The sequence below is a fragment of the Bogoriella caseilytica genome (assembly GCF_003752405.1).
GTDB classification, from domain to species: Bacteria; Actinomycetota; Actinomycetes; order Actinomycetales; family Actinomycetaceae; genus Allobogoriella; species Allobogoriella caseilytica.
Genome location: NZ_RKHK01000001.1, coordinates 569,721 through 584,254, shown reverse-complemented (window position 1 = coordinate 584,254; position 14,534 = coordinate 569,721). Strand labels below are relative to the sequence as shown.

15 protein-coding genes are annotated in these 14,534 nt (G+C 69.1%); 9 read left to right on the top strand and 6 right to left on the bottom strand.

Translation table 11 applies throughout. From position 1 onward, the window contains the following. The first annotated feature begins 156 nt into the window (after positions 1-156). On the top strand, positions 157-1,821 hold the full coding sequence (locus EDD31_RS02640; protein WP_123302786.1) for an ABC-F family ATP-binding cassette domain-containing protein: 1,665 nt from the start codon (positions 157-159) through the stop codon (positions 1,819-1,821). 135 nt (positions 1,822-1,956) lie between these two features. Beyond that, positions 1,957-2,583 (top strand): GNAT family N-acetyltransferase, encoded by a 627-nt coding sequence (locus EDD31_RS02635; protein ID WP_245990792.1) that lies wholly within the window; start codon positions 1,957-1,959, stop codon positions 2,581-2,583. Between the two features lie 4 nt (positions 2,584-2,587). On the opposite strand, the gene EDD31_RS02630 is transcribed toward EDD31_RS02635, so the two are convergent. From EDD31_RS02630 to EDD31_RS02620, 3 genes are all read right to left on the bottom strand, one after another. Continuing rightward, on the bottom strand, positions 2,588-3,181 hold the full coding sequence (locus tag EDD31_RS02630; protein ID WP_123302784.1) for a TetR/AcrR family transcriptional regulator: 594 nt from the start codon (positions 3,179-3,181) through the stop codon (positions 2,588-2,590). 2 nt (positions 3,182-3,183) lie between these two features. Continuing rightward, entirely contained in the window at positions 3,184-3,660 is a 477-nt protein-coding gene (locus EDD31_RS02625) for a hypothetical protein (protein ID WP_148058847.1), read from the bottom strand. 165 nt (positions 3,661-3,825) lie between these two features. Beyond that, on the bottom strand, positions 3,826-4,644 hold the full coding sequence (locus EDD31_RS02620; protein ID WP_148058846.1) for a hypothetical protein: 819 nt from the start codon (positions 4,642-4,644) through the stop codon (positions 3,826-3,828). Positions 4,645-4,804: 160 nt separating this feature from the next. On the opposite strand from EDD31_RS02620, the gene EDD31_RS02615 reads away from it, so the two are divergent. Then, positions 4,805-5,512: a DUF5701 family protein gene (locus EDD31_RS02615; RefSeq protein ID WP_245990788.1), complete on the top strand. Its 708-nt coding sequence runs from the start codon at positions 4,805-4,807 to the stop codon at positions 5,510-5,512. Between the two features lie 15 nt (positions 5,513-5,527). On the opposite strand, the gene EDD31_RS02610 is transcribed toward EDD31_RS02615, so the two are convergent. Both EDD31_RS02610 and EDD31_RS02605 read right to left on the bottom strand, forming a co-directional pair. Continuing rightward, a complete protein-coding gene (locus EDD31_RS02610) occupies positions 5,528-6,313 on the bottom strand; it encodes an ABC transporter permease (protein WP_245990785.1) in 786 nt (261 codons plus the stop codon). Continuing rightward, a complete protein-coding gene (locus tag EDD31_RS02605; RefSeq protein ID WP_123302780.1) occupies positions 6,306-7,280 on the bottom strand; it encodes an ABC transporter ATP-binding protein in 975 nt (324 codons plus the stop codon). The genes EDD31_RS02610 and EDD31_RS02605 overlap by 8 nt, the downstream gene beginning before the upstream one ends. Positions 7,281-7,371: 91 nt before the next feature. Between EDD31_RS02605 and EDD31_RS02600 the strand changes: the two genes are divergently transcribed. From EDD31_RS02600 to EDD31_RS02575, 6 genes are all read left to right on the top strand, one after another. Then, a complete protein-coding gene (locus tag EDD31_RS02600) occupies positions 7,372-8,058 on the top strand; it encodes a TetR/AcrR family transcriptional regulator (RefSeq protein ID WP_123302779.1) in 687 nt (228 codons plus the stop codon). A 381-nt stretch (positions 8,059-8,439) separates the two neighbouring features. Then, positions 8,440-10,644 (top strand): DEAD/DEAH box helicase, encoded by a 2,205-nt coding sequence (locus EDD31_RS02595; RefSeq protein ID WP_123302778.1) that lies wholly within the window; start codon positions 8,440-8,442, stop codon positions 10,642-10,644. A gap of 43 nt (positions 10,645-10,687) precedes the next feature. Continuing rightward, entirely contained in the window at positions 10,688-11,443 is a 756-nt protein-coding gene (locus EDD31_RS02590) for a ParA family protein (RefSeq protein WP_123302777.1), read from the top strand. Positions 11,444-11,528: 85 nt separating this feature from the next. Then, a complete protein-coding gene (locus EDD31_RS02585) occupies positions 11,529-11,957 on the top strand; it encodes a hypothetical protein (protein ID WP_148058845.1) in 429 nt (142 codons plus the stop codon). Between the two features lie 39 nt (positions 11,958-11,996). Beyond that, a complete protein-coding gene (locus EDD31_RS02580) occupies positions 11,997-12,764 on the top strand; it encodes a glycosyltransferase family 2 protein (protein ID WP_245990784.1) in 768 nt (255 codons plus the stop codon). A gap of 97 nt (positions 12,765-12,861) precedes the next feature. After that, on the top strand, positions 12,862-13,422 hold the full coding sequence (locus tag EDD31_RS02575; protein WP_123302775.1) for a dihydrofolate reductase family protein: 561 nt from the start codon (positions 12,862-12,864) through the stop codon (positions 13,420-13,422). A 68-nt stretch (positions 13,423-13,490) separates the two neighbouring features. Here EDD31_RS02575 and EDD31_RS02570 read toward each other — a convergent pair whose 3' ends face one another. After that, a complete protein-coding gene (locus EDD31_RS02570) occupies positions 13,491-14,504 on the bottom strand; it encodes an aldo/keto reductase family protein (RefSeq protein ID WP_123305031.1) in 1,014 nt (337 codons plus the stop codon). Between the last annotated feature and the right edge of the window lie 30 nt (positions 14,505-14,534).

The window sequence follows — 14,534 nt, the reverse complement described above, 5'->3', positions numbered from 1 at the left end:
TGAGTCGATCGAACAGTCCCAACGAAGGCTCCGTCCCGGGCAGCAGTAGATGGTCGTTCCATCATCCCAAAGGAGGGGGACAATTCGGGACAGCGAGCACCACCCCGACGAGGAATCCGTGTTGATCAGAGACCAGCACCACCTACGCTGACTCCGATGACCGCACACCTCGTGGCCCATGGCCTGGCCGGCGGGTACGGCCACCGCACCCTCTTCGACTCCCTCGACCTGACCGTCGCCCCCGGCGACGTCGTCGGGGTGGTCGGCGCCAACGGTGCCGGGAAGTCCACGCTGCTCCGGCTGCTCGCCGGCGTCGACGAACCGCAGGGCGGCACCATCCAGCTCTCACCGCCCGATGCCTTCGTGGGCTGGTTGCCTCAGGAGCACGAACGCGTAGCCGGGGAGAGCGTGGCCGAGTACATCGCGCGCCGCACCGGCTGCGCCCAGGCGACCAGGGACATGGACGCCGCCGCCGAGGCCCTCGGCGAGCCGTCGCCGGCCAGCTCCGGAGCCGATCCGGCGGACATTTACTCCGCGGCGCTGGACCGCTGGCTGGCCAGCGGCGCCGCCGACCTTGAGGAGCGCCTTCCGGTCGCGCTCGCCGAACTCGGCCTCGAACTGGGCACGGCCCGCCCGGAGGACGCCCTGATGACCTCGCTCTCCGGAGGGCAGGCCGCTCGGGTGGGGCTCGCCGCGCTGCTGCTGTCCCGCTTCGACATCGTGCTGCTCGATGAACCCACGAACGACCTCGACCTCGATGGTCTCGAGCGCCTGGAAACCATCGTGCGTGGCCTGCGCGGGGGAGTGGTGCTCATCAGTCACGACCGTGAGTTCCTCGCCCGCTGTGTCACGCGAGTGCTGGAGCTCGACCTGGCACAGGGCTCCAACCGGGTGTACGGCGGCGGCTACGACTCCTACCTGGAGGAGCGGGAGACGCTCCGACGCCACCAGCGGGAGAAGTACGAGGAGTTCGCCGGCAAGAAAGCCGACCTCGTCTCGCGGGCCCGCACCCAGCGCGAATGGTCCAGCCAGGGCGTGCGGAACGCGATGAAGAAGGCGCCGGACAACGACAAGATCCGGCGCAAGGCCGCCAGCGAGTCCAGCGAGAAGCAGGCCCAGAAGGTCCGCCAGATGGAGAGCCGAATCGCCCGTCTGGACGAGGTGGAGGAACCGCGCAAGGAGTGGCAGCTCGAGTTCACCATTGGCTCCGCACCGCGCTCCGGCTCGGTGGTCTCCACGCTCAGCTCAGCGGTGTTCCGCCAGGGGACCTTCACGCTCGGGCCCGTGTCCCTCCAGGTCAACGCGGGCGAGCGGATCGGTATCACCGGCCCCAACGGTGCCGGGAAGTCGACGCTGCTGCGCGGCCTGCTCGGCCACCAGCGCCCGGACGAAGGCACAGCGAGCCTCGGGGCGAGCGTGCATGTCGGAGAGATCGACCAGGCACGCTCCCTGTTGGCCGGATCCGAGCTCCTCGCGGCGGCCTTCGAGGATCTCGTACCGGACCTCGCCTCGGCCGAGGTGCGCACCCTGCTGGCCAAGTTCGGCCTCAAGGCCGATCACGTCACCCGCCCCGTCGATGACCTCTCTCCCGGAGAGCGCACCCGTGCGGCCCTGGCGCTGTTGCAGGCGCGCGGCAGCAACCTGCTCGTGCTCGACGAGCCCACGAACCACCTCGATCTGCCGGCCATCGAACAGCTCGAGCAGGCGCTGCAGTCCTATGACGGGACACTGCTGCTGGTCACCCACGACCGGCGGATGCTCGCCGCCGTCCAGACCGACCGTCACTGGCGGGTCGAGGCCGGCCAGGTCAGCGAGCTGTAGCCGACACCACGGCGAAGCGGGACTCGCCAGTCCTGGTGCGCACTCGCCAGTGCTCTCGTGACTTCTCCAGCTGCCGACGGCGCGCGGAGCTCGCGCGAGTGACCTCTCCCAGGAGTCGGCGATAGAGTCCCGGTCGTGGCACGCAGGGAGAAGGAGTCGTTCGCGATGGCCAGTGAGGCGCCGGCGTGGCCTTCGATACGGTCAGTGACGCCGGAGGAGCTGGACGGCGCGGCACGCACGCTGGCCGCTGCCTTCGAGGAGTATCCCTGGACCCGCTGGTCCATACCTGAGGACTCCTATCGCGACCGACTGGAACAGCTGCAACGCCTGTACTTGGGTCACGCACTCGAGCACGGCGTGATCCTGGTGGAAGACGACCTCCACGGGGTGCTTGCACTGCTCCCGCCGCAGGCTCCTGAACCGTCGTCTTCCCTCCAGGAGCAGATTGCGGCACGGCACGGATCGAGGCTGGAAGCGCTGGCAGGCGCGGTCACCCCGCCACCTCCGGAGGCGGCGTGGAATCTCGCAACCCTCGGTGTGCATCCCGAGTGGCAGGGACGAGGCCTTGGCCGCGCCCTGGTCGAGGCGGCACTCGAGCACGTGAGCCGAGTCGACGGTGCCGCGGTGGCGCTGGAGACCTCGGATGAGCGGAACGTCCGGCTCTATGAAGGCGCGGGATTCCGGGTGACCTCGACATCCACCCTCGAGGGCGGGCCCGTGGTGGTCTCGATGCTGCGGTCCAGCTCAGGCCGCTCCGGCTAGCGCCTCACCCGGCTCGTACGAGCGCGAGGAAATGCTCGACCGTGTCATTGACGCGGTAGGCGAGGTCTTCGTGCCCATCCACAGCGGCGAGCAGGGCCGCACCTTCGACGGTCGTGAGCGCCAGTCTGGCGAGGGTTCGAGGAGCCGGCCCGCCACGTCGACCGCCGACCGTGGCGTCCCGTTCCGCCGCTTCGGCGAGTGACTCGAGGCGTGCCGCCAGAGCCGCCTGGACCGCTGGCCGGTTTCGTTCGGTGGCGGAAAGGAAAAAGCGGTAATAGGCGGTCATGTCGGCGTTCAGTGAGGACACGTGCGCCAGGCCGTCCGTCAAGGACATCGCGACCGCGCGGACTGCCACCTCGAACCCCTGATGTTCATGCTCCATCGGCTCACCCGGTGCGACGACGTCGAGAAAGTAGTGATCGATGGCGGCATCGAACAGCTCAGCCTTGGTGGCGAAGTGGTGGTACACGGCGCCCTTGGACATGCCACTCGCCTGGACGATGTCAGACATGCTCGTGGCCTCGAACCCGTGCGCGAGAAACAGCAGGAACGACTGTTCAAGGATGTGTGCCCGTGCGGTGCGATGCGTCGGCGTCATGATCACTCTCCGCTTGCCTGGCTAGCGGGGTCGCGCGCGAGGCGATGGTGTGTGACTGCGAACGCCAAGACGACCTTCACGATGAACATGGCGGCCGTCGCGACCAGGAATGGCGGTGCGATCGAGGGCAACCACAGGGTTACGCCCACGACGCCCACCGTCAGGAGGAGGCCACCGGCGGCGACTTGCAGCTGCCGCCCGTGCAGCAGGTTGACGACAGTCGCCGAGAGCAAGGCGAAGACCGTGACCACGATCAGCGGAACCACGGCGACGTCCAGCAGGAGGCCAGTCGCCACCAGATGCCAGTGAACGAGGATGAAGACCCAGCGACTGGTCGGGCGTTCCGCGTAGTACGTGTCGGTGCCCGAGGTGAAGTTGGCGACGCAGCCTGCGGCGATGTCCACGATCAGAAGAACGGCCAGGAGTGCCCGCCACAGCGGGGCCGCCGCGAGGACATCTGCCCCCGCAATGGCAATCATGGCAGCGATTCCGACACCTGCGATGGACACCAGAACGATCTCGGCTCGGGTCTGAGTCCGGCCTAGCACGTCGTGCATTGCTCTGGGAACAGGTACGCGTCGACTCATGCTCTGACCGTACATGACAAACCGACCGGCCGGTCGGTCCGGCTGCCTCGCTGCCCCTCAGGGCAGCCACACCACCGGGTCGAGGTAGTAGGGGTCCTCGCTGGGGCCGTCACTGCTGAGGACGTCGTCGGCGTAGTAGGCGGCTGCGACCACGTCGGTGCCGGGAAGGGCGAGTGCGACGGTGCAGCTCTCCTCGACGTCGCCCACACCGGCGCCCGTGACGAGGAAGTTCCCGGTGCAGTCCTCGGTGGCCGCCGGCACGCTGAAGATACCGGCCGTCAGGTACCCGTCGTCCTGGACACCGGTCACGGCGCCCCCCACGATCCCGCCGATCCCGGCACCGTAGAGCGCCACCACCTCGACCGTGCCGCGCACGTAGGACACGCTGCCACCGAGGTACTCCTCCGCGTTGTCGAGGTCGTCGATCAGGCTGTCGTCGCCAGGTTCGATGCCGGTGACGGTGTAGCGCACCACGGCCCAGGCTTCCTCCTCGTCGAGGATCCCCACCCTCTGGCGGACCGTGATGGTCTCTCCGAGAGCCACCTGTGCGCCCGGCCCGGTCAGTTCGGGCGGCGGGTCCGGGTTGGCGGGGTCCTCCTGCGGCTCCTCCTCGCCAGGCTCCTGGCCCTGCGCGGCCGGAGCCTCGCTCGGGTTCGGCGGCTTCGTGGCGGTTGCCGTGGGCTCGGCATCCGTTGGCTCGGACTCGGCGGTGGCAGGCGTGGGGGAGGTGGCGTCCTCAGGGTCGCTACCGGCGTCGGGCACGCAGGCCGTGAGCGCGGTCAGCCCGAGTGCCACTGTCGTGAGGCTCAGGCTGCCTCGAGCACGCGGGAGAGTGGCAAGGGTAAGGGCGCGGCTCATGGGCTCGGGGGTCGTCACGAAGAGGATCGTAGAGCCGCGGCGGGACGTGGTCCTACTGCTGTCAGCAAGGCCTGCCGCGAACGGGCGGGGCGGTGATGCCGTTCCGCCGGATGGGAATACGTCCCCGACGTCATCTGTTGAGCATTCCCCGCGCCACTTCTCGCCTTGGAGGCCACCTGTGCCCACATCCGCCGCAAGTCCGCAGGATCAGCTGCCGCCCGTACCGGGGGCGCCACCGCTCCCGGCATTGAGTGAGCAGGCACGCCGCCTCATTGCAGTGGGCCTCGTCTCCGACTCTGGTGAGGTGACCCCGGGCCGCCTGCGGGAGGCCGCGCGTCGATTGGAGGAGCAGGTTCCGGAGGGGGCGCTGCTCGTGGTGTCGGAGGCCGTCCTGCCGCCCAGCGTCCTCGTCCCGCACCTCCGCGCTCCTGCCCTGGGCCGCGACCGTGGCGAGCGGGAGGGCTTCGTCGTGGTCGACATGCCGGACGTGGATGACTTCGCCCCCACGGCGGCGGTCCAGCTCCCAGAAGCGGTCGTGTACGCGGTCACCGCGCCGGACCGCGGCGACCACCTGCGCAATGACTCGCCCGCCGAAGCCGACGCGGAGCTGGCCAGCCGAGGTCGGTCGCCGCTCACCCTCGCCGAAGGCGTCCATTGGGCACTGCAGACCCCCGGTGTGCTCGCGCGCAATGCGTGCTACATGACGATCGGTTCACGCCTGCGCAAGGGCGCGGGCTTCGATGCGCGCACGCCGGCACTGTGGATCTCCAACGGGACGGGACGGGACGGGCGGGAGCGCCGGGGGGCTCCGAAGGCCGGCTGGTGCTGGTGGAACAACCGTCACACGTGGCTGGGATTCGCCTCGGCAGAATCCCGGATCGGTTGAGGCAGGGCCGCTCACCTATGTCCTGCGGACCAGCGCACGCACAGACACCGCGACCCCGACGAGGCACCAGGCCACCAGGATGAGCAGGTCGCGGAGGCTGGCATCAAAGGTTGCCGAGTCCAGTCCTGCGCGCAGGAGATCGGCTCCCGGGCGGGCAGGCAGGACATCGTGCACGGACTGGAACCATGCGGGCAGCTGGTTCGCCGGGAAGGTGATCGGGGAGAACAGCAGAACGAAGAAGACCAGCACCTGGCTGACCAGCTGGGCCAGCATCGGCTGCAGGCTGACGGCGATCGCATAGCCCACTGCCGTCGCCATGAGCGTGACGAGCAGTGCCGCGGCGATCAGCACCGGCCAGTCGAAGGAGTAGGCGAGGTCGTAGCGCAGCCGCGCCACCAGCACTCCGACGGCCACGCTGGGCAGGGCGATCAGCAGCCACACGGTCATGTCCGCAGCCAGCAGGAGGGGCCGGGCCAGGGGCAGGGACCGCATGTAGGTGAACGTCCCGTCGATGCGGGCGCGCGCCACCCCCTGCGGCACGATGACCAGACCGATCGTCAGCAACAGGACGGTCGGCGCTCCGGTGGAGAGGAAGAGCGCTGTCGCCGGGTCGATGTCCGGGATGAGGAAGCCGAAACCGATGATGATCCCGGCCGCCAGGAGCGCCTGAACGACGATGACGAGTGGCAGCTGCGCCCCGATCTGGGCCACGTTCCACCGCAGCAGCGTGCGGTACGTCGTCCAGAGGCTGACCTGGACCGGTGCGGGACGGGCATCGGACGTGGTGAGCGTGTCAGACACGGGCGTGTTCCTCTCGGGAAGCAGAGTCATCGGATGAGGTGAGGGCGAGGTAGGCATCCTCGAGAGTGGCCGGCGCCAGGGCGTAACTGTCGATCTGCGCGGCATCGCGTAGGCCGGATGCCCAGGCGACGGCGGAAGCGGCCTGCTCGGCGGGAACGGTGATCAGGAGACGTCGTCCCACGCGCAGCTGGCGCAGCGGCTTCACGGTCACCGAGGTCAGGTCCGGTTCGCCGCCCTCGGCCGGCAGGTGCAACTCCATGCGGAGGTCGGTGTCCCGGGTACCTCGCAGCTCTGCGGGAGAGCCGGCGCCGACGACCTGGCCGCGATCGAGGACCACGAGCTGGTCGACGATGCGTTCCGCCTCGGTGACGTTGTGGGTGACGAGCAGGACTCCGGCGCCGGCGTCGGCGCGTCGGCGCAACGCCGTCCAGAGCAGCCGTCGTCGTGACGCATCGATGTCGTTGGTCGGCTCATCGAGGATGAGGAGCGGCGGAGAGGCGGCCACGGTCATGGCGAAGGCGGTCAGTCTCCGGATGCCGCCGGACAGGCCGCGGCCCTCCGGTTGGGCGCGTCGATCAAGCCATGGCCCGATATCCAGCTCCTCGGCCAGTTCTGCGGCCGTGGCGCGCGCTCGACGGCTGGACAGGCCCCGGATGCGTCCGGCGAGTTCGATCGCGGTGCGCGGGGTGAGGCCGTCCATAGGGGCTTGGGCTTGGGACTGCAGCGCCACGTAGCGGCGAGCGAGGGCCGGCTTGGCGACGGCGTCGATGCCGCAGACGTGGATGCTCCCAGCATCCGGACGGAGGAGTCCGACGACCTGGGAGGCCAGCGTCGTCTTGCCCGCGCCGTTGTGGCCGAGCAGGCCGACCACTTCTCCGGCCCGGACCTGCAGAGAGATGGCGTCGTTGGCGACCACTGTCCCGAACCGTCGGGTCAGTCCAGCGACGGCGAGCACGTTCTCGGCCATGAATCTCCTTCAAGTACCGTGGGTATTGGAATACTAACGGTATTCCGATACCCTCAGTATGTCAACGTCACGCGCACCGTAGGATCGCGTCATGACGTCCCTGCCTGACCCGTTGTCGCGCCGTGATCGGCAGCGACAGACTCGAGAGGCGCTGTGTTTCGCCGCCCGAGCCGTCTTCACCCGTGACGGCTACCACGGAGCGCGGCTGGACGTGATCGCGCGCGAGGCCGGTTTCTCCAAGGGGGCCGTCTACTCGAACTTCTCGGGCAAGGCAGCCCTGTTCCTCGCAGTCGTCGACCTCAACCTGGAGACGGCTCTTGCCGAGGGAGGGTGGGATGTCTTCGAGCGGGCGGCCTCGTCAGAGACCGTGGGCGAGGCCACCACCGAGGCGATGAGGGGGTTTGCCCTGGCCACGCTGGAGTTCATCGCGGTGGCCGCGCGCGACGAGCATCTCTCCGCGGAGATGGCGCGGCGGATGCAGGTCCTCACCGACGGCTACACCGCCATCGCGCAGGAGCACCTGGCGCCGGAGGAGCACTTCTCCGGCGAGGAGCTCGGCGCGCTGCTCAGCGCCCTCGACCAGGGCGCCGCACTGCTCACCCTTGCCGGCGGCGCCGAGATCGACCAGCGCACGCTCCAAGCCGGGATGCAACGCCTGCTCGACCCTACGGGGACCCGGGCGGAGGTGGGGGATCTCGGCGCGCGGCCGGGAGCGAGTGCCCTGCATCATGAGGTCATCCAGCGGCGAGTGGCTCAGGCGCTGCGGGGGCAGTCGTAGCTCCGCCTGGTATCTTTCCCCTGACCACGGGGCGAGGCCGGCGAGTCGATGGTCCAACCGGATGCCGGGCACGTCTGGCATGATCAAGCACTTGCCGTCGCTCGTGCTCCGGCACGCACACCGGGCCGGGTCAGCTCCGCGACGGTGGTGGCTGTTGGCACGACACTCGATTCTGGTGGTACGGCCGCAGTGGCAGGCCGACGTCCTGCACTTCGCTCAGCGGGGCGCTTCGAGATGATCCGGTGCCTGTTCCGGGCCTGTGGCCCCGGGCCGGAGCTCGGCGTCGTGAGGTGCCGGGCGTGTGGTGCACGCCTGTGCGGCACGAGTGGGCGTGAGAACGCTCGACCGGCGTCGTCACGCGGGAACAAAGAAGGGTAAGAGATGGCACGAGGAGACCAGCGTCGGACAGGTCGCGCTCGCACGGGCGCCGGATCGGGCGCGAACGGTCGAACCCGGTCGGGCTCCGGCGCTCGGCGCCGCCGCCCCGCCCGCCCTGCCGACGAGGAGATCACTGCAGTGCTCGCCCGGCTGGCGAGCGAGCTCGACAGCGTGGTGCGCCGGCCTCCCACGCGCCCGGCGCTGCGCACCAAGTTCCAGGTCGTGGGTCTCCTCGTGCGGGAGCAGCGGGCACAGGTCAAGGCCGACGCCACGCTGAGTGAGGCGCGGCGGACGCAGGAACTCAAGCGACTCGACGGTGTGGCGACGATGCTGGCCAAGATCGCCGCCCGGGATACGTCCTTGCTTGCGCTGGTCGACGAGAACGCCAAGCTGTCCGAGGCCGCGCGCACCCTGAAGGCGACCGTGATGCGCGCCGGCGGAATCGAGCCGCCCCCTGAGCCCGAGCCCTCGGCCCCCACGGCGCCGAGCGCCGGCGAACCGGCCGCCACCAAACGCGTGGTGCCGCAGTCCGTGATCTCCCGGCAGATGGCGAACCCGTTCCTGGCCCCGGATCACCAGGCCGCAGCCGAGCGCACGGCGACGCGCGCCCGCCGCCTCGCCGGCTGGGAGCTGCTCGAACCGTTGTTCCGCTCCTTCGAGAAGGCCGCCACCGGAGCACCCGCCTGCATGGACCTGCCCGAGGCGACCTCCTACTCCGCCCGCTCGGTGCCGGTGCCTCCAGGCGTGGACCTGATGCCCCATCAGTCCCGGGTGGTGGCCGCCGCGGCCGAAGGGCACCGCACCTTCCTGCTGGCGGACGAGCCCGGACTCGGCAAGACCGCCCAGGCGCTGCTGGCCGCGCAGGCGGCTGATGCCTTCCCGCTGCTCGTCGTGGTGCCCAACGTGGTCAAGACGAACTGGGCGCACGAGGTCACGATGTGGGTGCCGCAGCGCCGGGCCACCGTGGTCCACGGCGACGGTGACGACATCGATGGGTTTGCGGATGTCGTGATCGTGAACTACGAGCTCCTCGACCGGCACGTCGGCTGGCTGGCCGAGCTCGGCTTCCGCGGCATGGTGGTCGATGAGGCGCACTTCATCAAGAACAAGCGCTCCCAGCGATCCCAACACGTGCTCACCGTCGCGGACAGCATCCGCATCCGGGCTGGCCGGCCCCTGATGATGGCGTTGACCGGCACACCGCTGATCAACGACATCGAAGATTTCCGCGCCATCTGGCAGTTGCTCGGCTGGATCGATGACGACAAGCCGCTCGGGGCGCTGATGGCTGCCCTCGAGGCCAGTGAGCTCACCCCAGCAGACCCGGGCTTCTCTGCCGCTGCACGTGCCAGCGTCATCGACATGGGGATCGTCCGCCGACGCAAGGTCGACGTGATCGCCGACATCCCGGCGCGCCGCGTGGCGGACCTGCCCGTCGAGATCGACAACGCTGCCGGCCGCTCGATCCGTGCGGCCGAAGAGGTGCTCACCCGCCGGATGGTGCAGCGTTACCACGCGGCGCTCGAGGCGCGAACCGGCGACGACGTCGAGGGAATCGATCACGCGCTCGCCCGCCGCGTGGCGGCCGCCGAGCTCAAGGACTCGAGCTCCAAGACCAAGGGCGAGAACGTCTTCACGATGGTGCGGCGGATCGGCCAGGCCAAAGCGGGCCTGGCCGCCCAGTACGCGGCGCAGCTCGCCCGCAACGTCGGCAAGGTCGTGTTCTTCGCCAAGCACGTCGACGTCATGGACCAGGCGGAGCAGCTCTTCGCCGACCAGGGGATCGGTTTCGCCTCCATCCGCGGTGACCAGACGCCGAAGGCGCGCGAGAAGGCCATCACCGCCTTCACCGAGGATCCCGAGGTCGCCGTCGCCGTGTGCTCGCTGACCGCCGCCGGGGTGGGCCTGAACCTGCAGGTGGCCTCGAACCTGGTGCTGGCCGAGCTGTCGTGGACCGACGCCGAGCAGACCCAGGCGATCGACCGGATCCACCGGATCGGTCAGTCCGAACCGGTCACGGCGTGGCGGATCATCGCCGCACAGACCATGGACGCCACGATCGCCGCACTGATCGACAGCAAGTCGGGCCTGGCAGCCCGTGCCCTGGACGGCGCAGCCGAGGAGGATCTCCCCTCGTCCACCGACATTCAGCTCGAAGCCCTGGTCGCCTTGCTCACAGCAGCGCTCAAGAACGAGGACGCCGACTGACCCGCCAGTGGCGAGGCGATCAGCCCACTTCTACGCTCGAGAGATGCAGGTCATCGCCACGTACTCCACCAAGGGTGGTTCCGGTAAGACATCGACCGCGGTCAACCTGGCCTGGGAGGCCAGCAAGTCCGGCCCGGTTCTCCTCTGGGACCTGGACGCGCAGGGCGCCAGCACCTACCTCACGGGCGTGAAGCCCAAGCTCAAGGGCGGGGTGTCCAAGCTGGTCACCGGCGGCAAGAGCATCTCCGATGTGGTGCGTTCGGCTGACTTCTCTCGCCCCGAGGGGCAGCACCGGATCGACGTTCTCCCGGCTGATGACTCCTACCGCGAGCTCGAACTCCTGCTCGATGCGGCCAAAGGGTCGAAGCGACGGGTGGAGAAAGTCCTCAAGGACGCCTCGGGCACGTACGAGACCGTCATCCTGGACTGCCCGCCCGGGGCTTCCCTGGTGGCGGAGAACGCGGTGCGAGCCGCCGACGTGATCGTGAGCCCCTTGCCGCCTTCGCCGTTGTCCCTCCGCACCCTGGGGCAGGTGCGCGAGCTCGTGGCCGATTCGGCCAAGCCGGCGCCGATCCTGGCCTTCCTCTCCCTGGTGGACCGGCGCAAGCTCAGCCATCGCCGCGCTGCCGAAGAGCTGCCCGCCGAGCACCCGGAGATCCTCGACGTCGTCATCCCGGCCAGCGTGGTGGTGGAGCACATGGGTGACGAGCGTGCCCCGGTGGCGGCTTTCGCGGCGCGGCACCCGGTCGCGCAGGCGTACGCCAGCCTGTGGACGGCGATCACCGAGCAGCTGCGATAGCTCCAGCGATCTCCTCCCGCCGTCGGATCGATCTCCCGCCCGAGGCGGAGTCGCGCTCGCGTGATGCTCGGTAGCGTCCAGGGCGATGAACACATCGAAAGAGACGGAACCTGTGGGCACGGCGCCGCACGCATCTCGACCGGAGACAGCGGGGACCGCGATGCCCGCCAGGCTGCGCTGGCTGCCCGTCGTTGCCCCTGTGCTCGGCATGCTCACGATGGCGGTGTTGTTGGTGCATGGCTTCGCGATCAGTGACGAACTGCCGGTACCGAGCGTGGTGGTGACGATCATGCCCGCCTTCGTGCTGGCTCTGATGGTGGGGAACCCGCCCCGGGAGCATCCACGCCGGTGGGTCCTGCAAGCGAGCCCGCCGGCCGCGATGGGGCTGGTCGTTGCCACCACACTCTTCGGGCTCACCCTGGTGGACAGCCCCGCGTGGTGGATCGGCGGTGCTGTGGTCAGCACGGTCCCCTTTCTCGTCGTTGCCCTCGCGTCACCTACGCCGAAGACCTGAGCAGGTGCCGGCGATGCGTCCCACGGGTAGCGTCGGACCGTGCCAGCACGCCCCAGGGATGAGCAGATCACCACCGTGTCCGTGGTGATTCCCTGCAAGGACGACAGCGCGATGCTCGCCCGGTGCCTGGCGGCGCTCGCGGAGCAGACCCGCCCGGCCGAGGAGATCGTCGTCGTCGACAACAACTCCACCGACGATTCCGCCGAGACCGCGCGGTCATGGGGCGCCGCTGTGGTCAGTTGCGCGGAGCCCGGGATCCCAGCCGCCAGCACCCGCGGTTACGATGCCGCGCAGGGTGAACTGATCCTGCGTCTCGACGCCGATTGCCTCCCCCCGCCCACGTGGATCGCCGAGGTGATCGCCGCCTTCGAGCGGTACCCGGAAGCGGGCGCGGTGACCGGGCCGGCGCGCTTCCACGACGGTCCGGTGCTGCTGCGCCGGCCGCTGGCTGCCCTCTACCTGGCCGCCTACGCGATGACCGCGGTGCCGGCCCTGGGGCACCGGCCGCTCTTCGGCTCGAACTTCGCGATGCGCCGGGAGGCCTGGGAGGTCGTGCGCGACTCGGTGCACCGCCTAGATCCCGAGTTGCACGACGACCTCGACCTGTCCTTTCACGTGGGGAGGCGGTATCGCATCCGGCGGCTGCGCGCTGCGCCGATGACCATGTCGGTCCGGCCTTTCGTCAGCGCGAGCTCCTTTGCCCGCAGGAGCTGGCGGGGTGTGCACACCATCACCGCGCACTGGCCCGAGGACTTCCCGCCGTATCGCTGGAGCAGTATTCTCCGTGCACGGGCAGGCGCACGCTAGCCGCTGCGGCGGCACGAGGCGGCGAGCACCGGCAGGCCCCGCCGGGCCACGGCGACCCCCGGGAGTCACTGACGAGCCGAAGGAGGCCGGGGACGCGATGGGAACTCTGACCTACACCGCGACCATGTCGCTGGATGGATTCGTGGCGGACGCCGCCGGCGACTTCGCGTGGGCGGAGCCGAGCGCGGAGATCTTCGCCAGGCACCTGGACCAGATGGCGGCGGAGTCCGCCGAGGTGCTGGGCCGCAAGACTCACGAACTGATGCGGTACTGGAACCAGGAACCGCGCGATGAGTGGTCAGACGATGAACGCGAGTTCGCCCGGCGGTGGCAGGGGATCGACAAGATCGTTGTCTCAGGCACACTGACCGGCGGGGACCTCGATGCCGCGCGCGAACGACTGGTTCCCTCCCTCGGCCTGGCTGAGCTGCACCGAGTCGTCGAGGAAGCCTCCGGCCAGGTGGGGATCTTCGGGCCGACCACGGCTGCTGAAGCCATCCGGCACGGCATGGTCGAGGACTTTCACCTCTTCGTCGTCCCCACCGTGGTCGGGGCCGGACTGCGGGCCTTTCCCGCCGATGCGGCGCTCACCCTGAAGCTCACCGAGCAGCGCGCCTTCACCAACGGCACGGTGTACCTGCACTACCGGCGCAGCTAATCGGAGCTTGGCCGGAACACGGACGGCCCAGCTCCGTCAGGAGACTGGGCCGTCCATCAGGTTCTCGTTCAGACCAGACGTTCCTTCGGCGCGGAGGAGTAGGTCAGCTCCGGGTCGGTGACGGCGACGTCGCTCAGCGTCTTCTCAATCGCGCTCATGACGTCGGCCTCGAGCGTGACGCCGGAGGCCTTGACCGTGTCGGCGAGCTGCTCCGGCCGGGAGGCGCCGACGATCGCCGAGGCCACGTTCTGGTTCTGCAGCACCCAGGCGATCGCGAGCTGTGGCAGTGTCAGGCCCGCGTCCTCGGCGATCGGCTTGAGCTTCTGAACGGCCTCCAGCACCTCGTCGCGCAGCAGGCCCTTGATGAAGTCCGCGCCGCTCTTCTCATCGGTGGCGCGGCTGCCCGCGGGAGCATCCTGACCGGGCAGGTACTTGCCGGAGAGCACGCCCTGGGCCATGGGGGAGAAGACGATCTGCGAGATGCCCAGCTCCTCGCTGGCCGGGACGACCTTCTCCTCGATGACGCGGTGCAGCATCGAGTACTGGGGCTGGTTGGAGACGAGCTGGAAGCCGAGCTCCTGGGCGAGCGCGTGGCCTTCGCGCAGTTCCTCGGCAGTCCACTCCGAGACGCCGATGTAGAGCGCCTTACCCTGGCGGACGATGTCGGCGAAGGCCTGCATCGTCTCTTCCAACGGGGTCTCGTGGTCGTAGCGGTGCGCCTGGAACAGGTCGACGTAGTCCAGGTTCAGCCGGCGCAGCGAGCCGTGGATGCCGTCCATGATGTGCTTACGGCTCAGACCGGTGTCGTTCGGGCCCTTGTTGCCGATCGGGAAGTAGACCTTGGTGAAGATCTCCAGGTTCTCGCGCTTCTGGCCCTTCAGCGCCTCGGCGAGAACCTCCTCAGCCGCGGTGTTCGCGTAAGCGTCCGCGGTGTCGAAGGAGGTGATGCCGGCGTCGAGCGCGGCGTGCACCGTCTTGATGGCGGCCTCGTTCTCCACCTGCGAGGCGTGCGTCACCCAGTTGCCGTAGGTGATCTCCGAGATCTTGAATCCGCTGTTGCCGAGGTATCGATAGTTGACCATGGTCACAGCCTATGCCGCTGGCCACCCCAC